This is a genomic window from Bradyrhizobium acaciae, assembly GCF_020889785.1.
Taxonomy (GTDB): Bacteria; Pseudomonadota; Alphaproteobacteria; order Rhizobiales; family Xanthobacteraceae; genus Bradyrhizobium; species Bradyrhizobium acaciae.
In genome coordinates, this window is the sequence record NZ_JACMYK010000148.1 from 1 (window position 1) to 17,672 (window position 17,672).

Genomic DNA, 17,672 nt, shown 5'->3' on the forward strand with positions numbered 1-17,672 from the left:
CTGCGCGGCGCGGCACCGACCGTCGGCTGGGCGCCGACCGCACTGCCGCAGGCCGCCGACGACACCGCGATGCGGCTGCTCGATCTCTATCAGCACCGCGATCCGACGCTGGCGCGCGCGCTGACGCAAGGCTTGCAGCTCGAGAAGCAGGCGCAGGGCGACGAGATGAAGCCGAAGCCCGGCGGCGGCGGCGTGGCGGCGATGCGCCTGGTGGCGCGCGGCGCCGCCAAATTGATGGCGGCCGATGACGGCCCGCGGATCGGCGCGCTGGCCTTCGATGGCTGGGATACGCATGCCAACGAAGGCGGGCCGGTCGGCCGCCTCGCGCAACTGCTCGGCGGTCTCGACGGCGCGCTGGCGGAATTCCAGAGCGGTCTCGGCGCGCGCTGGCGCGACACCGTGATCGTGGTCGCCACCGAGTTTGGCCGCACCGCGCGCATCAACGGCACCGAGGGTACCGACCACGGCACCGGCACCATCGCGCTGCTCGCCGGCGGCGCGGTGAATGGCGGCCGCATGATCACCGATTGGCCTGGCCTGAAGCCAGCCAATCTCTACCAGGCTCGCGATCTCGCCCCGGCCACCGACCTGCGCGCCGTGATCAAGGGCGTGCTGCACGACCAGTTCGGCCTCGGCGAGCGCGTGCTGGCCGACGCGGTGTTTCCGGACAGCGCCCCGGTGAAGCCGATGAAGGGGTTGGTGGCCTAGCACTCGCCCCGACCGCAGTGTCGTCCCGGCCAAGCGAAGCGCGCGCCGGGACCCATAACCACCGTTGGTAGTGTTGGAGCACGCTGTGGCTCCACGCGGCATCACCACAAGCATTTGTGGTTATGGGCCCCTGCTTTCGCAGGGACGACAGTTGTGGCCGTAGCCTCAGCGGGGCCTACACCTTCGTAATCCGGTCGATCTCCGCCATCTCCTCCGCGCCCAGCTTCCAGCTGATCGCCTTGACGTTCTGTTCGACCTGCTCGGGACGCGTCGCGCCGGCGATGACGCTTGAGACTTGCGGGCGGGCGGCGAGCCAGGAGAAGGCGAGCTCGAGCATGGTGTGGCCGCGCTCCGTGGCGAAGGCCTGCAGCTGCTCGACGATGTCCTCGTCGCGCGGCGTGACGTAGCGATCCCTGAGGGCCGGCGCCTTGGCGAAGCGGGTGTCGGCGGGCGCCGCGGTGCCGCGCTGGTACTTGCCGGTCAACAGACCGCTGGCGAGCGGGAAGAACGGCAGCAGGCCGAGATTATACTGCTGCGCTGCCGGGAGCAGGTCCTTCTCGATGCCGCGCACCACGAGGCTGTATTCGTCCTGGCAGGACACGAAGCGGTTCACGTTCATCTCGCGCGCGACGTATTCGGCTTCCGCGATCCGCCACGCCGGGAAGTTGGAGTTGCCGATGTAACGCACCTTGCCCTGGCGCACGAGATCGTCGAGCGCGCGCAGCGTCTCGTCGATCGGCGTCAGCGGGTCGTAATCATGCTGCTGGTAGAGATCGATGTAGTCGGTCTTCAGCCGCGTGAGGCTCGCCTCGACCGCCGACATGATGTAGCGCCGCGAGGCGCCCTGCCTGGTGCCGTCGGTTGCCATCGGCTTGGAGAATTTGGTGGCGAGCACGATGTCCTTGCGGCGATCGCCCAGCACGGTGCCGAGCACGGTCTCCGAGCCGCCCATGCCGGCATAGATGTCGGCGGTGTCGAACAGCGTGATGCCGAGATCGATCGCCTTGTGGATCACCTTGCGCGAGGTTTCCAGGTCGGTGCGCTGGCCGAAATTGTTGCAGCCGATGCCGACCGCGGACACGCGCAGGCCGGAGCCGCCGAGATTACGTATTTCCATGAGACAATCCTGTGGGATAGGCGAGGGACGCCGCGCATTGTGACAAGCGCGCCGAAGGGCGGCAAGGTGCCGCCCTACCGTCGGTCACGCATGGCACTGTCGCAAAATTTGCTACGTCGCAAAAAAAGCGGTCCCGGTCAGACGCGGCGACTGACGGGGACCGCTTGGCGAAGATCTGAGACGGGGGGCCTGATCTTACGCGAGGCGAAGCGTAGCCGGGCTTTGTAACGCGCCGGTGACATCTTTGCTCAATCCACAGGCCGCGCGTGCGCGCTCAGAGAACCTTGCGATAGATGACGAAGCCCGGCCTGTCCGCGACCTTGTCATAAAGCTGCATCGCGGTGTGGTTGGTCTCGTGCGTCTGCCAATAGACGCGCGGCGACCCCGCAAGCTTTGCCTGCGCGTAGACGCCGTTGATCAATGCGCGGCCGACGCCCTTGCCGCGCGCGGCTTCGCTGGTGAAGAGATCCTGCAAATAGCAGGTCGGCGCGATCGCCGTGGTCGAGCGGTGATACAGATAGTGCGTCAGGCCGAGCAGCCTGCCGCCGGCATCGGCGACCAGCGCATGCACCGGCTCGTAGGCGTCGAAGAAGCGCTGCCACGTCATCGCGGTGATCTCGGGCGCGAGCGCGGTCGGTCCGGAACGCTCATAGAACGCGTTGTAGCCGTCCCACAGGGGAAGCCATTGGGCGTAATCGTCTGATGTGACGAAGCGGATGGTGACGTCGTCGGACATGAACGGTCCTTGCATGATCCTGCGTTGCGCGATGCCTGCGCATCGCTTGCAATGTTCTATCGTCGGCAATGTGCGGGATCAATCGGGCGGTCGCGCCTCACTCGGCGGCGCGCAGCAGCCGCGCCAGATGGCGTTCGCGCCCGGCGCGCTGCGCGCGATACTCGTCGGCTCGGGCGGGATCGTCGGTGTGCCGCACGAGGTCGGTCACCGGCGTGTAGCTCAGCATGCGGCCGCCGTCGGGCAGCGCCGTGCAGCTGAAGCGTAGCACCTGACCGTCGGCGAGATTGAGGTTGATCGGCGTGGAATCGCCGGATCGCATCATCGCGATGCGATCGGTGATGAATGCGCTCAGTTCATCTTCCGGCAGCTCGTACGCACCGGTGTCGCGGCCATGATACATCAGCGCGACGAAGGGCGGCTTGCTGTCGGCCTGGGCGTCGGACAGCGCGAAGTAATCGCGGAAGGCGCGGTTGATGAATTCGGCGCGGGTGTCGGCGTCGAGCAGCACGATGCCGATGTCGACCTGGTCGAGCGCGGCGGCGAGCCGCTCTGACGTGGCGTGATGCTGCTGGTCGGCGGCAAAGGCGTCGATCCATTTCTGCCGCAGCATGCCGGTGATCAAGGCGGTGCCGGCAGCAGTGACCGCGAGCAGCAGCATCCGCGCGACGTCGGCCATGTCGTAGCCGGGCAGCGCGCGATGATCGAGGAAGAACAGCGCCGAACCGGCCACCGCGATAGCAGCGGAGATCAGCCCGGAGGTGATGCCACTGATCGAGCTCGCCAGCGCCACGATGCAGACGAACAGCGGCGCAGGATTGGGGACGGCGACAACGAGACGATCGATCAGGAAGGCGGCAAGCGCCGTGATCGCCGTCAGGGCCGGACCTGAAATTGCACGCCAGTCGAACCGCATGCGCGTTCTCGCTATCTGCCGAACAAACGATAAGGCGTTAGTTTGACGACAGGGCCGCAACGGCGCCGGCATTTCCGTTCCGACCGTTAAGCGGGCCTTGCCCGGGCCGAGCCAGCTTTCGCTGCTTTCAAATAAAATGATATGCAGATCGGCATGGAACCCGGTTCCGGACCTGCGGGTTACCGCGTGCTTTGCTTGCAAGAGGACATCGATGCCCGCCATTTCGCCTTCGCTGCTGCCGATCCTGATGTTGTTTGCCTCGAACGTCTTCATGACCTTCGCCTGGTACGGCCATCTCAAGTTCAAGGATCATTCGCTGCCCCTCGTCATCATGGTGAGCTGGGGCATCGCCTTCTTCGAATACTGGCTGGCGGTGCCGGCCAATCGCTGGGGCAGCGCGGTCTACAGCGCGGCGCAGCTCAAGACCATGCAGGAGGTGATCACGCTGGTCGTGTTCGCCGGCTTCTCGGTACTGTATCTGAAGGAGCCGCTGGGCTGGAATCACGCGCTCGGCTTCGCCTTCATCGCCGCCGGCGCGTTCTTCATCTTCCACAAATGGAGCTAGAGCCGAAACGGCTCTAGTGGCGCGGGGCCTGCTTGGCGGAAGGTGTCATCACCTGCGCGGGGTGGGCGCGGTCTTCGCCCTGCGTGCCGGTCACGATCAAGAGCGATGCCGCCAGCAGGATCGCCGCCGACAGCGTCACAGTCACAAGTCCGACTGGAGTCTTCATCATGTCGCGCCGCTGTCTCTCTCGCGCCGTGCCGCGGATCAGGTGCCCAAGGGAATCTGCTTGATTAGGCCGGGATCGATATTGCCATGCCGATGTTGCTCGACAGCACCGTCACGGCGACGACCAGGCACAGCGTCAGCGCGCCAAGCGCGAGCGACGCGGCGATCGCGTTCGTCAGCCGGGATGATGCCACTGGGGCAGGGCGGCCGTGGAAGCCTGCCGTGCCGGACCACCGTGTCATGGTCTAAATCCCTCAGGCCGCGAGCGAATCACTCGCGACATCCGAGCGAATTTGCCCATCGTCACGGGCAAGATTGCGGCGGCGGAGTCTTTCGAAAATGGCCAAAGTGCGGCCGTTGAGGCTGTTTTGCCCGCTATTTGGGCAATTTCCCCGCTCTTCCCGCTATTCAGGCCGAGCTGTTCAGAGGCCTGCCACCAGGCGGGCCTGAGGCTCGGCCTCGGGACCGGGCTGCCAATCCATCGGGACGAAACCGGGGGACTGCTCGACCCGCTTCAGCCAGGCGCGGATCGATGGAAAGGTCGTCAGGTCGAAGTCGCAGCGATCGGCGACATGGGTGTAGCCGTAGAGCGCGATGTCGGCGACGGTGAGCTGTCCGGCGGCGAAATAGGCGTGGTCCTTGAGGTGATTCTCCATCACCTGAAGCGCCGCATAGCCGCGCTCCATCCAGTCCTCCAGCGCGTGGGTCTGCAGGTCGCGCCCGCCCTTGACCAGCGACAGCCAGAAATAGGCGGCGCCGATATTCGGTTCCAGCGCGTGCTGCTCGAAGAACATCCATTGCAGCGCCTCGGCGCGATCGATCCGCGATTCCGGCGCCAGCGGCGTGCCGACCGCAACGTACCAGAGGATGGCGTTGGATTCGGCGAGATGGCGGCCTTCGGCGACCTCGAGCAGCGGCACCTGGCCGCTCGGATTCTTGGCCAGGAAGTCCGGGGTGCGGCTCTCGCCGCGCAGGATGTCGATCTCGATCGCCTCGTACGGCGTGTTCAGCACGGCAAGCGCGAGCCGGACCTTGTAGCTGTTGCCGGAGCGCTGCATCGAATAGAGCTTGTACATTGCGTCGGTGTTCACACGATCAAGGAAGACGGGCTGCAGGGAAACGGTACGCTCGAAATTGCGCGGCCTGTCACACCGCAACGCCGCTAAACAATGATGCCGACGGGAGTGCGTCGCAAGCCCCGTGGAGTGGAAAAAGTCGAAACGTCTACCGCACTGCACGCGTGCAGAACGATTCCATCAACACGGCAGAACAACTCGGATCACGCCTGCGCGACGCTGTGCACGGTGCCGGTCGATACCATAGGTGCCGTATGGCCAACGCGCTGCAATCTACAAGCGTTAACGCACGACGTGCCGGCCGGCAGCTGCGCCTGATGGCCTGTCGTCGGCACCGTCAGGCAAGTGCCGTACGGCACATTGTCCTCGGAGCAATTCGCGCTGGCGCATGTCGCCACAGGCCTTGCCGGCAAGGCTGCAGCGGCCGTCGCCGGGCTTGCCGGATATGAGCCTTTGGGCTCCGGAACTTGCGGAATATTGCGCATGTTGCGAGCCATGCGCGAAAGTTTTCGTGCTCTACCGCCAAGCTTCTTGCGATGCAGCGGCGAGAGGCCTAGGGTGCCGCGATCCCATTCAAATCAAGTCGTGGCCCAACCGCTCACGACGTTTGCCAGGAGATGATAATGGCCTTCCTGTCCGCTGCGCTCGACCGTGTGAAGCCGTCCGCGACGATCGCGGTGACGGACAAGGCACGCGCGCTGAAAGCCGCGGGCCGCAACGTCATCGGCCTCGGCGCCGGCGAGCCTGACTTCGACACGCCCGCCAACATCAAGCTGGCTGCGATCCACGCGATCGAGGCCGGCAAGACCAAGTACACCGATGTCGGCGGTATTCCGGAGCTCAAGGAAGCCATCATCAACAAGTTCTCGCGCGAGAACGGGCTGAGCTACAAGCCGAACCAGATCATCGTCGGCACCGGTGGCAAGCAGGTGCTCTACAATGCGCTGATGGCGACCATCAATCCCGGCGACGAGGTGATCATCCCGGCGCCGTACTGGGTCAGCTATCCCGAGATGGTGGCGCTGGCCGGCGGCGAGTCGGTGCCGGTGATTTGCCCGGCCTCGACCGGCTTCAAGCTGCGCCCGGAAGATCTCGAGAAGGCGATCACGCCGAAGACCAAGTGGGTGATCCTGTGCTCGCCGTCGAACCCGACGGGCTCGGCCTACACCAGGAGCGAGCTCAAGGCGCTCACCGACGTGCTGGTCAAGCATCCGCACGTCTGGGTGATGACGGACGACATGTACGAGCACCTCGTCTATGACGACTTCGTCTTCACAACGGCAGCGCAGGTCGAGCCGGCCCTCTACGATCGCACGCTGACCGTGAACGGCGTGTCGAAGGCCTACTGCATGACCGGTTGGCGCATCGGCTATGCCGGCGGTCCGGCACATCTGATCAAGGCGATGGCGACCATCCAGTCGCAGTCGACCTCGAACCCGTCGTCGATCGCGCAATGGGCGTCGGTCGAGGCGCTCAACGGTCCGCAGGACTTCATCGCCGCGAACAACAAGGTGTTCAAGGAGCGTCGCGACCTCGTGGTGTCGATGCTCAACCAGGCGAACGGCATCGAGTGCCCGCGGCCGGAAGGCGCGTTCTACGTCTATCCGTCCTGCGCCGGCACGATCGGCAAGACCGCGCCGACCGGCAAGGTGATCGACAATGACGAAGCGTTCGTCACCGAGCTGCTCGAGAGCGAAGGCGTTGCCGTGGTGCAGGGATCGGCATTCGGTCTCGGGCCGGCGTTCCGCATCTCCTATGCCACCAAGACCTCGGATCTCGAGGATGCCTGCAAGCGCATCCAGCGCTTCTGCGGTAACCTGAGGTAATTCAGAAAACTTCGAAGCAAGAGACTTCGAACCAAGCAGCTTCGAAACGAGAAACGCTCTCGCACCACGTGCGGGAGCGTTTCTGTTTGTGTGTTCATCTCGCGGGCCGGTAAAAGCACAGAGTCAAATCACAAGCTGCTCACCTCACGCGCGCGTGTGCGAACATCATTGCCACACGCGGGAGTTTTTTACGGCCTCTTTGCGCGCTGCCTTGTTTTGGACACGAGCCTTCCTTTGTGTCCGCCGCACAAATTCAGTTCAGTTCACCTTCCGGAGACAGACCATGCGACTTTCTACCCTCGCCATTGCAGCGCTCGCGGCGCTGGCGCCGTTCGCCGCCGCCAACGCGGCGCCCCAGCAGGTTCAAGCCGGGGTCCTGCAATGCCAGGGCGGCGAGAACGTCGGCTTCGTCGTCGGCTCCGTCGCTCGCCTCGAATGCGTTTTCCAGAGCGGCGGCCGTCGGCCGGAGCCCTATGTTGCGACCGTGAAGCGGATCGGCGTCGACCTCGGCGTCACCGCGACGACCCAGCTCGCCTGGGCCGTGAGCGCGCCGACCACGCAGCTCCCGCGCGGTGCGCTTGCCGGCAGCTACGGCGGCGTCGGCGTCAATGCTTCGGTCGGCCTCGGCGCCGGCGGTAACTTCCTGTTCGGCGGCCCGAACAACGCCTATGCGCTGCAGCCGATCAGCGTGCAGGGCCAGACCGGCCTCAACGTTGCGGCCGGCATCGCCGGGATCGATCTCGAGCCGGTCGCCTACGGTCCGCGCCGGCATCATCGCCATCACCGTCATCACCACCACCACCACTAATTCGGCCGGTGTTCGATCAAAGGGGCCCGCGAAAGCGGGCCTCTTTTTGTTGTCTGTCGCTTGTTGACAGGTTCTGCGTGGTCGCGCGGCAGCACCATCGCCACATCCGGCAACAATCGGTGGTCGAGCACCGCTAATTCTGGCCGACCGTTCGATGTTATGGCATAGGATGCGAACGGCGCCGCAGACACGGCGCCGTTCTGTTCTCTGCTCGCGTCATGCCTCTCTAGCCGGAGACTCCCCAACATGCGTCGCTTCACTCTCCTCGCCGGTGCTGCCATTGCCACGCTAACCGCAATCGTTGGCGCCAACGCCCAACAGCCGAGCCAGCGCGTACAAGTCGGCGTCCTGGAATGCCGCGGCGGCGCGAGCGTCGGCTTCATCGTCGGTTCCGTCACCCATCTCGGTTGCGTGTTCCGCGCCAACGGCCTGCCTGAGGATCGCTACATCGCGACCATCCAAAAGGTCGGCATCGATCTCGGCATCACCCAGGAATCGGCGCTGGCCTGGGGCGTCTACGCACCGGTGGAGCGGCTCGGGCCGGCTGCGCTCTCCGGCAATTATGCCGGCGCGCAGGGCAGCGCGACGCTCGGCGTCGGCGTCGGCGGCAATGTGCTGGTCGGCGGTTCCGACAACACCATCGCCCTGCAGCCGCTCAGCGTGCAGGGCCAGGTCGGCGTCAACGTCGCCGCCGGCCTCGAGAGCCTGGAGTTGCGTCCGGGGCGCTAACTTGCGGGCACTCCGTTCGCCAATCGGCCGAAGAAGCCGCGGGCTTCTTCGGCGACGATCCCGGGCGCCTCGGCGTGAACATAATGCCCGGTGTCGACGAACCTGATCGAAGGTTCGCTCCAGTAGTCGCCCAGCCTGTCCGACCATTCGGGCGCGATCAGCGGATCGCGGCGGCCCCAGAGAAAGCGCGATGGCACGTCGATGCGCGGTCGTGCCGGCAGTCTGCCTTCCAGCCAGAGCCGACGATTGGGCGCGGACGAGAGATACCAGTCAAAGCCGCCCTGGATGTTGCCCGGCTTCATGAAGTTGTCGACATAGGCGTCCAGCAGGTCGCCGAACACGGCGGGATCGTCGCCCGACCAGTGGTCGAGGAAATGGCGGAAGTAGAGTCGGCATGTTTCGCGCGAGCTTCCGACCAATTGCGCCGCCCATGGCAGCTGCTGGAAGTATTGATACCAGACCTCGATCAGGTGGCCGGGCTGGCCGTAGCGCTGGCCGAGGCCCGGATAGGGCGTGCAGAGATAAAGCGTCCCGGTCAGCCGCTGCGGGGCATGATGCGACATCGCCTGCATGACGTAGGCGCCGAGATCGCCGCCGACCACGCCGAAGCCGTCATGGCCGAGCGCATCCATGAGCGCGAACATATCCAGCGCGTGGCGCTCCGCCGTCGCGGACGCGTCAGGTCCCGGCACAGGCTTGCCGGTGTCGCCGCAGCCGCGCAGGTCGGGGGCGATCAGCTCGAAGCTGTCGCCGAGGCGCAGCATCAGCGGACGCCACACCAGCCAGAACTCCGGCCAGCCATGGAGCAGCAGCAGCGGCGGGCCCTTGCCGAAGCGCGCGACATTGACGCGCAGGCCGCCGATGTCGATTTTCCGTTGCGTGATGCCCGCCGCGGCTGCGTCCGCGAAGGCTTTTTCCAGCGCCGTCATTGCGACCTCCTGTGGTTTGCCGCAGGCTGTCCGCGTTCGCGCGTCCGGTCCAATACTCGTTCGATACGATAGCAGAGCTATTGCGTATTGCCGCCGGCGCCGGCCGCCGTGCTATATCGCCGGCATGGAATTGCGACACCTGCGATATTTCGTGGCGCTCGGCGAGGAATTGAATTTCACCCGCGCGGCGCAGCGGCTGCACATCGCGCAACCGCCGCTGAGCCAGCAGATCCGTCAGCTCGAGGAGGAGCTCGGCGTCACGCTGCTGCAGCGGAATAGCCGTCCTGTCAGGCTCACGGAGGCCGGCGAGCTGCTGCTTGCGCGCGCACGCGCGCTGCTCGCAAATTTCGAGAGCGCGGTTGCGGAAACGCGGCGCGTCGGTCGCGGTCAGGCCGGCAAGCTCGGAATCGGATTCGTCGGCTCCGCCATGTTTGCCGGCCTTCCCGATATCATCGGCGCCTATCGTGACGCCTGTCCTGATGTCGAGCTCGTGCTTGACGAGATGCTGGCGGCCGAGATCGCCGAAGCGCTGCGGCGACGCCGGATCGATGTCGGCTTGGCACGTCCGGCGCTGCTCGACGAACCGGGTCTTGCCCAGCGGCTCATCATCGAGGAGCCGTATGTTGCGGCGCTGCCGCGTGCGCATCCCCTCGCGGCGCGGCGCGACATCGCGCTCGCCGAATTGTCCGACGATGCCTTCGTGCTCTATCCGGCCAGCCCGGAGCCTTCGGTCACCGGCCTGATCGTCGCCGCCTGCCGGGTCGCGGGCTTCACGCCGCGGCTTGCGCAGGAGGTGCTTCATCTGCAAACTGCGATCGGCCTGATTGCCGCGGGCGTCGGTGTGTCGCTCGTTCCGGAGGCCGCGGCACGCGCGCAGAGCGGTCGCGGCGTGGCTTACGTTCGGCTTGCTGCGCCGGTGGTGACGGCTCCGCTTACGATTGCGTGGCGCGAAGAAGATGTCTCGCCCGCCGTAGCGCGACTGCTCGACATCGCGATGCGCTGGCGCGAGATTGCTTTGCCGCCTGCGCCCTGAGGAACCGTCGCACGGACGCAATCGTCCGGACAATGCCGGCGCTTTGCTCTGCCGTCGCAAACTCCCGCGACGCCGCACCGCAGCGACGTTTTCCCGCTTGCCAAACGTCAAACGCAGGCAGAGCATGAACGGTCGCCGACCCAATCATGGGCCGAGCTCCAACACGAGGAGGCGGCAATGGGACAAGACGTCAGAAGTCCCCGAGGTCCACGGTGCATTGCATTGGTGGGCCCTTTCCAAAGCGGTAAGACCACACTTCTGGAAGCGATCCTGGCGCGCACTGGCGCCATCAAGACGGCCGGCAGCGTCGATGCCGGAACCTCCATCGGCGATGCCAGCCCCGAGGCGCGTCAACACAAGATGGGCGTAGGCCTGACCGCCGCCACCACCACCTTTATGGGTGACAGCTACACCTTTATCGATTGTCCCGGCTCGATCGAATTCGCGCACGACATGCGTGCCGCGTTGCCGGCGGTCGATGCCGCGGTCGTGGTCTGCGAAGCTGACGAGAAGAAGCTGCCGCAGCTGCAGATCATCCTGCGCGAGCTCGAGGAGCTCGGTATTCCCCGTTTTCTGTTCCTGAACAAGATCGACCGTGCCAACAAGCGCGTCCGCGAGACGCTTGCGACGCTGCAGCCGGCTTCGCGCGTCCCGCTGGTGCTGCGCCAGATCCCGATCTGGAATGGCGATCTGATCGAAGGCTTCGTCGATCTCGCACTGGAGCGCGCCTTCGTCTATCGCGAGCACAAGCCGTCTGAGGTGATGGCGCTCGAAGGTGGCAATCTCGACCGCGAGAAGGAAGCGCGGTTCTCGATGCTGGAGAAGCTCGCCGACCATGACGACGCGCTGATGGAGCAATTGCTGGAGGATATCCAGCCACCGCGCGATGCCGTGTTCGACGATCTCGCGCGCGAACTGCGCGAAGGGCTGATCTGTCCGGTGCTGCTTGGCGCTGCGAGCCGCGAGAACGGCGTGCTCCGCCTGATGAAGGCACTGCGCCACGAGGCGCCGGGCGTCATTGAGACAGCCAGGCGGCTCGGCATCAAGGATCAGAAGGACGCGCTGGCCTATGTGTTCAAGACCGTGCATTTGCAGCACGGCGGCAAGCTGTCGCTGGCGCGCGTGCTGATGGGCCGCCTCGACGACGGCGCAACGCTGCAATCCTCGTCCGGCGAGAGCGGACGCGTCTCCGGCATCCTTGCGGTGTCAGGCGGGCACGACAGCAAGCGGCCGTCCGCGGAGGTCGGCGACGCCGTTGCCCTCGGCAAGCTCGACGCGATCAAGACCGGCGACACGGTCTCAAGCGGCAAGACGGCCCCGGCCTCGCTGGTCAAGATCGAGCCGGCTGCGCCCGTGCTGTCGATCTCGATATCAGCGACCGACCGCAAGGACGACGTCAAGCTCGGCCAGGCGTTGCTGCGGCTGAACGAAGAAGATCCCTCGCTGACGATGATCCAGAACCCGCGCACCCACGACACCGTGCTGTGGGGGCAGGGCGAGATGCATCTGCGCGTCGCGCAGGAGCGGCTGAAAGACCGCTACGGCGTCAGCGTCAAATCGCATCCGCCGGCGATCGGTTACCAGGAGACCATCCGCAAGGCAGTCACCCAGCGCGGCCGGCACAAGAAGCAGTCCGGCGGCCACGGCCAGTTCGGCGACGTCGTGCTCGACATCAAGCCGAGGCCGCGCGGCTCCGGCTTCGAATTCCACGAGAAGGTGGTCGGCGGCGCGGTGCCGCGCAACTATATCGGCGCCGTGGAGGAGGGCGTGGTCGACGCGCTGGTGCGGGGGCCGCTCGGTTTCCCGGTGATCGACGTCGACGTCACGCTGACCGACGGCTCCTATCACAGCGTGGATTCCTCCGACCTCGCGTTCCGCACCGCGGCGCGGATGGGGGTCAGCGAAGGGCTGCCGCAGTGCCAGCCCGTGCTGCTGGAGCCGATCCACATGGTCGAGATCGTCTGCCCGACCGAGGCCACCGCAAAGATCAATGCGATCCTGTCGGCGCGGCGCGGCCAGATCCTCGGCTTCGACACCCGCGAGGGCTGGAGCGGCTGGGATTGTGTCCGCGCGACGATGCCGGAAGCCGAGATCGGCGACCTCATCGTGGAGCTGCGCTCGGCGACCGCCGGCGCCGGCACCTTCACCCGGCAGTTCGACCGTATGGCCGAAGTGACCGGCCGCGCCGCCGACCAGATCATCGCCGCGCATCGCGACGCGGCATGACCACGCGACGTCATTCCGGAGCGCTCGCGTCAGCGAGCGAATCCGGAATCTCGAGATTGCCCGATGCGCAATTGCGCATTTGAGGTTCGATGCTATCGCATCGCCCCGGAATGACAGGGGAGGGTGCTTCGCTCCCTTCCTCTCTTCCCAAGCTGCTCGCTTTCATGAACATTGTCGTTCTGAACAAGGAGAGCAGTTTCCGCCACCATGCTTGAATCCCGCCGCAATCTGGCGCTGGCCTGCGCGCTCAGCGCGCTTGCCGGCTATGTCGACGGCATCGGCTATCTGCAGCTAGGTGGGCTGTTCGTCTCCTTCATGAGCGGCAACTCGACGCGGCTTGGCGTGGCGCTGGCCGACGGCCACTGGCAGCATGCGCTTGAGGCGCTGGCGCTGATCGTGCTGTTTGTTGCGGGGGCCGCGGCCGGCAGCCTGATCGTGCTCAGCCCCCTGGCTCATCGACAGCCGTTGATCCTGTTCGTCGAGGCGCTGCTGCTGACAGCCGCGGCGTTGGCCTATGCCTTTGGCCTGCCGAACGCCGCGGTCGCGGCCATCGTGCTGGCGATGGGGCTCGAGAACGCCGTTTTCCAGCTCCAGGGCGGAGCCGGGCTCGGTCTGACCTATGTCACCGGCGCGCTGGTCAAGGCCGGCCAGCTGATCGCCGCCGCGCTGACCGGCGGGGCGGGTTGGGCCTGGCTGCCCAATTTGATGCTTTGGGCGGCGCTGGTCGCGGGCGCGCTACTCGGCACACTTGCCTACCGCTCGATCAACCTCGGTGCGATCTGGTTTGCCGCAGCCGCGGCGTTCACGCTCAGTGCGCTGGTTGCCGCAACCGCGAAGCGGACGGATTGACAGCGCGCGCGCCTTGGCCGATGTCACGGTCATGACCTCCGCAACCAAAACCCGCGCCGCGTGCCTGATCGGTTGGCCGGCGGCCCATTCCCGCTCGCCGCTGATCCATCATTACTGGCTGCGCACGCTCGGCCTCGAGGGCGGCTATGTGATCGAGGCGGTGCCGCCGGAAGATTTCAAGGATTTCCTGTTCCGCCTGTCGTTGCGCGGCTTTGTCGGCGCCAACGTCACCATCCCGCACAAGGAGCAGGCGCTGGCGCTGTCGGCGCCGGACGCGCGCGCCCGCGCCATCGGCGCCGCCAATACGCTGTGGTTCGCCGACGGTGAGTTGCGCTCGACCAACACCGATGTCGAAGGCTTCATCAACAATCTCGATGCCTCGGCGCCCGGCTGGGACAGGACGGAAGACGCGTTGGTACTCGGCGCCGGCGGCGCGTCGCGCGCGGTGGTGTTCGGCCTGCTCGAGCGCGGCATCGCGCGCGTGCATCTGGTCAACCGCACGGTCGACCGGGCCCGTGCGCTCGCCGACCAGTTCGGCGCGCGCGTTCATCCCGCGACCTGGGACAAGGTCGGTGAGCTGCTGCCGCGCGCCGGCCTGCTGGTCAACACCACGTCGCTCGGGCAGCACGGCCAGCCTCCGTTGCAGGTCGATGTCGGGCTGTTGCCGCCAGGCGCGGTTGTTTCCGATATTGTCTATGTGCCGCTGGTGACGCCGTTGCTTGCAGCAGCACAGGCGCGCTCCCTGAAGACCGCCGACGGGCTCGGCATGCTGCTGCACCAGGCGGTGCGTGGCTTTGAACTGTGGTTCGGGCAGCGTCCGCAAGTCACCGCCGAATTGCGCGCGCATGTCGAGGCCGATCTCACAAAGACTTGAGGCCAGGAATAGCGTCTCCGGGCCGGGGTCTCGTGTTAGTCCCCCCGCGTTCCCTCCCGGAGATCAACCATGCCTGCCCGCCGTTTCCATCTCGTTCGTCCGTTCATTGCGTTTGCAATGGTGACGGCGTCCACGCTTTATGCGCTTGCGCAACAGCCGCCGACGCCGACGCGGGTGCGCGGAACCGTCGAAAGCGTCGACGGTGATACGCTTGCGGTGAAGTCGCGCAGCGGCGACGACGTCAAGCTGCATATGGCCGGGAATATGGTGGTGCTCGGCCTCACCAGGATCGGGCTATCCGACATCAAGGTCGGTTCCTTCATCGGCACGACCACAGTGCCCGGCCCCGACGGCGTGCCGAAGGCGGTCGAGGTGCATGTCTTCCCCGAGAACATGCGCGGCACCGGCGAAGGCTCACGGCCGTACGATCTGAAGCCGAACAGCAGCATGACCAACGCGACCGTCGCGCAATCCGTCGTCGGCAATGACGGCCATACATTGCAGGTCAAGTACAAGGACGGCGAGAAGACGGTGCAGGTCACCCCCGATACGCCCGTCGTGACCTATGTTCCCGGCGACAGGGCGGACCTGAAAGCCGGCGCCAAGATCATCGCCTTCATGAAGAAGCTGCCGGACGGCTCGCTTGAGACCGACCGCGTCAGCGTCGGGCGCGACGGGCTTACGCCACCGATGTGATGTCCTGCGAAGCTCCATCAATACGTCGTCCCCGCGAAAGCCGGGACCCAACCACCGATGGTTCTTGTTGGTGAAGGCTGGGGCCGCACCCGTGTGTAAGCTCGCACGGCTGTGGTTATGGGTTCCGGGTCGCGCTTCGCTTGCCCGACGTAGACTATCCGGGCTACGGCAGCTATGCGCAGCACCGAAGCGCATCACCTGTCCGTTACTGCCGTAACGGCCGCTCGTCCGTTGCGTAGTTGTCGTGCGAGCCGTCGCTCCCGCAAGGAAGTTGTGGCTTGCACGGAATACCACCAACTCCCCGGTGTTCCCTGATTAGCCAGCCAAACCCATGAGGAACACCATGCCGAAATCGCTGCCACTCGCCGCATTGCTTGTCGTTGCCTTTGCTTCCGTCGCATCCGCGCAGCAGCCGCCGACGGTGCGCATTCGCGGCACCATCGAGGCCGTTGACGGCGCGATGCTGTCGATCAAGTCGCGCGACGGCGCCGACATGAAGGTGCGGACGACGGATAACGTCGCCGTGTTCGGCGTCGCCAAGACCGATTTGTCGGAGATCAAATCCGGTTCCTATATCGGCGTCACTGCGATGCCCGAGCCTGACGGGACGCAGAAGGCGATCGCGGTTCACATCTTCCCGGAAAATCAGCGCGGCGCCGCCGAAGGCTTTCGTCCCTGGGACTTGCGCGCCAACTCGACCATGACCAACGCCACCGTCGCCGAGACGGTGCAGGGCACCGACGGCCAGAACATCCTGGTGAAATACAAGGACGGCGAGAAGAAAGTCGTGGTGCCGCCGGGAACGCCGGTCGTCACGTTCGTCTCCGGCGACAAGTCGGAACTGAAGCCCGGCGCCAAGATCATCATCTTCGCTGCGGCGAAGAAGGAGGACGGCACGCTCGAAGCCAACCGCGTCAATGTCGGTCGCGACGGGATTGCGCCGCCGATGTGATGCTCAACAGGCTCCGCCGTCGTCCCTGCGAAAGCAGGGACCCATAACCACCGATGATGATTGTTGAGAAGGCTGTCTCCACAGCTGTGCCAACCTCGCACGGCTGTGGTTATGGGTCCCGGGTCGCGCTTCGCTTGCCCGGGACGACGTGTTGAGAGGTGCTGCCGCTCCGCCCTTAAACCGCCAGCACCTTGTCGTCGATCTCGGCGATGGTGTTGACGCCGCACAGTCCCATCGTGGTGGTGAGCTCCTTGCCGAGGATATCGAGCGCCTTGGCGACGCCGGCCTGGCCGCCGGCGCCGAGGCCGTAGGCATAGGCCCGGCCGATCATGCAGGACTTCGCGCCGAGCGCGAGCGCGCGCATGATGTCCATGCCGGTGCGGATGCCGCCGTCGAACATGATCTCCATCTGCGAGCCGACCGCGTCGGCGATCTCCGGCAGCACCTCGATCGAGGACGGTGCGCCGTCGAGCTGGCGGCCGCCATGGTTCGACACCACGATCGCCTGCGCGCCGGTCTTGGCGGCGAGCTCGGCATCCTCGACGTCGAGAATGCCTTTCAGGATCAGCTTGCCCGGCCAGATCGAGCGGATCCAGTCGATGTCCTTCCAGTTCAGCGTGGTGTCGAACTGCGACGCGGTCCATTCCGACAGCTTGACGATGTCGTCCATGCCTTTGACGTGACCGGCGATGTTGCCGAAAGTGCGGCGCTTGCCTTGCAGCACGCCGGACACCCAGGCCGGCTTGGTCGCGAAATCGATCAGCTTCGACAGCGACCATTCCGGCGGCACCGTCATGCCGTTCTTGATGTCCTGGTGGCGCTGGCCGATCACCTGCAAATCGACGGTCAGCACCAGCGCCGAGCATTTCGCCGTGATCGCGCGCTCGATCAGCGATTTGATGAAGCCGCGGTCCTTCATGACGTAGAGCTGAAACCAGAACGGCTTGTCGACGGCGGCCGCGATGTCCTCGATCGAGCAGATCGACATCGTGCTCTGGGTGAAGGGAATGCCGGCCGCCTGCGCCGCGCGGCAGGCGTAGATCTCGCCGTCGCCATGCTGCATGCCGAGCAGGCCGACCGGCGCCAGGATCAGCGGCATCGCCGAGGGTTCGCCGAGGATCGTGGTCGCGAGGGTACGCTTGGAGACGTCGACCAGGATGCGCTGGCGGAACTTGATCTGCTGCAGGTCCTCGGAATTGGCGCGCAGCGTGTCCTCGGTGTAGGAGCCGCGATCGGCATAATCGAAAAACGCCTTCGGCACCCGGCGCTTGTGGAGCTGGCGCAGATCTTCGATGCAGGTAATGTGCTTCATGGACGTTCCCGGCCCTTCTTCTATGTCGCAAGTTCTATGCAACGAGTCTTAGCAACAAGTCTTGGCAACAAGTCTTGGCAACAAGTCTTGGCAACAAGTCTTGGCAACAAGTCTTGGCAACAAGTCTTGGCAACAAGTCTTGTTGCCAAGACTTGTTG

General features: G+C 65.4%; 19 protein-coding genes. 11 read left to right on the forward strand and 8 right to left on the reverse strand.

The genetic code is table 11. The features are described from left to right. Nucleotides 1-708 (forward strand): DUF1501 domain-containing protein (locus H8A92_RS33920; protein ID WP_229199718.1); only part of this gene is annotated, 708 nt, incomplete at its 5' end. A gap of 175 nt (nt 709-883) precedes the next feature. Here H8A92_RS33920 and H8A92_RS33925 read toward each other — a convergent pair. The 3 genes from H8A92_RS33925 to H8A92_RS33935 all read right to left on the reverse strand — a co-directional run bounded on the left by H8A92_RS33925 (nt 884) and on the right by H8A92_RS33935 (nt 3,474). Further along, nucleotides 884-1,825, reverse strand: coding sequence for an aldo/keto reductase (locus H8A92_RS33925; RefSeq protein ID WP_229199719.1), 942 nt, complete (start codon nt 1,823-1,825; stop codon nt 884-886). 274 nt (nt 1,826-2,099) lie between these two features. Continuing rightward, nucleotides 2,100-2,561 (reverse strand): GNAT family N-acetyltransferase, encoded by a 462-nt coding sequence (locus H8A92_RS33930; RefSeq protein WP_229199720.1) that lies wholly within the window; start codon nt 2,559-2,561, stop codon nt 2,100-2,102. Between the two features lie 97 nt (nt 2,562-2,658). Then, nucleotides 2,659-3,474 (reverse strand): PAS-domain containing protein, encoded by an 816-nt coding sequence (locus tag H8A92_RS33935; protein WP_229199721.1) that lies wholly within the window; start codon nt 3,472-3,474, stop codon nt 2,659-2,661. Between the two features lie 211 nt (nt 3,475-3,685). On the opposite strand from H8A92_RS33935, the gene H8A92_RS33940 reads away from it, so the two are divergent. Continuing rightward, complete coding sequence (locus tag H8A92_RS33940; RefSeq protein WP_212016991.1) at nt 3,686-4,039, forward strand: DMT family protein; 354 nt, start codon at nt 3,686-3,688, stop codon at nt 4,037-4,039. Between the two features lie 13 nt (nt 4,040-4,052). Here the strand turns inward: H8A92_RS33940 and H8A92_RS33945 are convergent, their stop codons facing one another. The 3 genes from H8A92_RS33945 to H8A92_RS33955 form a co-directional block, all read right to left on the reverse strand. Further along, nucleotides 4,053-4,205, reverse strand: coding sequence for a hypothetical protein (locus tag H8A92_RS33945; RefSeq protein WP_229199722.1), 153 nt, complete (start codon nt 4,203-4,205; stop codon nt 4,053-4,055). 64 nt (nt 4,206-4,269) lie between these two features. Further along, nucleotides 4,270-4,446, reverse strand: coding sequence for a hypothetical protein (locus H8A92_RS33950; protein WP_165445896.1), 177 nt, complete (start codon nt 4,444-4,446; stop codon nt 4,270-4,272). A 180-nt stretch (nt 4,447-4,626) separates the two neighbouring features. Further along, complete coding sequence (locus H8A92_RS33955; protein ID WP_229199733.1) at nt 4,627-5,280, reverse strand: glutathione S-transferase family protein; 654 nt, start codon at nt 5,278-5,280, stop codon at nt 4,627-4,629. 623 nt (nt 5,281-5,903) lie between these two features. Between H8A92_RS33955 and H8A92_RS33960 the strand changes: the two genes are divergently transcribed. The 3 genes from H8A92_RS33960 (at nt 5,904) to H8A92_RS33970 (ending at nt 8,643) form a co-directional block, all read left to right on the forward strand. Then, nucleotides 5,904-7,106: a pyridoxal phosphate-dependent aminotransferase gene (locus H8A92_RS33960; protein ID WP_229199723.1), complete on the forward strand. Its 1,203-nt coding sequence runs from the start codon at nt 5,904-5,906 to the stop codon at nt 7,104-7,106. 283 nt (nt 7,107-7,389) lie between these two features. Beyond that, on the forward strand, nt 7,390-7,914 hold the full coding sequence (locus H8A92_RS33965) for a DUF992 domain-containing protein (RefSeq protein WP_229199724.1): 525 nt from the start codon (nt 7,390-7,392) through the stop codon (nt 7,912-7,914). Between the two features lie 246 nt (nt 7,915-8,160). Further along, nucleotides 8,161-8,643: a DUF992 domain-containing protein gene (locus H8A92_RS33970; RefSeq protein ID WP_229199725.1), complete on the forward strand. Its 483-nt coding sequence runs from the start codon at nt 8,161-8,163 to the stop codon at nt 8,641-8,643. Here H8A92_RS33970 and H8A92_RS33975 read toward each other — a convergent pair. Further along, nucleotides 8,640-9,572 carry an alpha/beta fold hydrolase gene (locus H8A92_RS33975; RefSeq protein WP_229199726.1) on the reverse strand — a complete coding sequence of 311 codons (933 nt, stop codon included), beginning with the start codon at nt 9,570-9,572 and terminating at the stop codon, nt 8,640-8,642. The genes H8A92_RS33970 and H8A92_RS33975 overlap by 4 nt on opposite strands. 124 nt (nt 9,573-9,696) lie before the next feature. Between H8A92_RS33975 and H8A92_RS33980 the strand changes: the two genes are divergently transcribed. The 6 genes from H8A92_RS33980 to H8A92_RS34005 all read left to right on the forward strand — a co-directional run bounded on the left by H8A92_RS33980 (nt 9,697) and on the right by H8A92_RS34005 (nt 16,202). Beyond that, nucleotides 9,697-10,605 (forward strand): LysR substrate-binding domain-containing protein, encoded by a 909-nt coding sequence (locus H8A92_RS33980; RefSeq protein ID WP_229199727.1) that lies wholly within the window; start codon nt 9,697-9,699, stop codon nt 10,603-10,605. A 177-nt stretch (nt 10,606-10,782) separates the two neighbouring features. Further along, complete coding sequence (locus H8A92_RS33985; protein ID WP_229199728.1) at nt 10,783-12,831, forward strand: elongation factor G; 2,049 nt, start codon at nt 10,783-10,785, stop codon at nt 12,829-12,831. A 207-nt stretch (nt 12,832-13,038) separates the two neighbouring features. Next, entirely contained in the window at nt 13,039-13,680 is a 642-nt protein-coding gene (locus tag H8A92_RS33990; protein WP_229199729.1) for a YoaK family protein, read from the forward strand. A gap of 31 nt (nt 13,681-13,711) precedes the next feature. Then, nucleotides 13,712-14,554, forward strand: coding sequence for a shikimate dehydrogenase (locus tag H8A92_RS33995; protein WP_229199730.1), 843 nt, complete (start codon nt 13,712-13,714; stop codon nt 14,552-14,554). Between the two features lie 117 nt (nt 14,555-14,671). Next, nucleotides 14,672-15,250 (forward strand): hypothetical protein, encoded by a 579-nt coding sequence (locus tag H8A92_RS34000; protein WP_229199734.1) that lies wholly within the window; start codon nt 14,672-14,674, stop codon nt 15,248-15,250. A 343-nt stretch (nt 15,251-15,593) separates the two neighbouring features. After that, nucleotides 15,594-16,202: a single stranded DNA-binding domain-containing protein gene (locus H8A92_RS34005; protein ID WP_229199731.1), complete on the forward strand. Its 609-nt coding sequence runs from the start codon at nt 15,594-15,596 to the stop codon at nt 16,200-16,202. 175 nt (nt 16,203-16,377) lie between these two features. Here the strand turns inward: H8A92_RS34005 and H8A92_RS34010 are convergent, their stop codons facing one another. Beyond that, nucleotides 16,378-17,514: an alpha-hydroxy acid oxidase gene (locus tag H8A92_RS34010; protein ID WP_229199732.1), complete on the reverse strand. Its 1,137-nt coding sequence runs from the start codon at nt 17,512-17,514 to the stop codon at nt 16,378-16,380. Nucleotides 17,515-17,672: the final 158 nt, after the last annotated feature.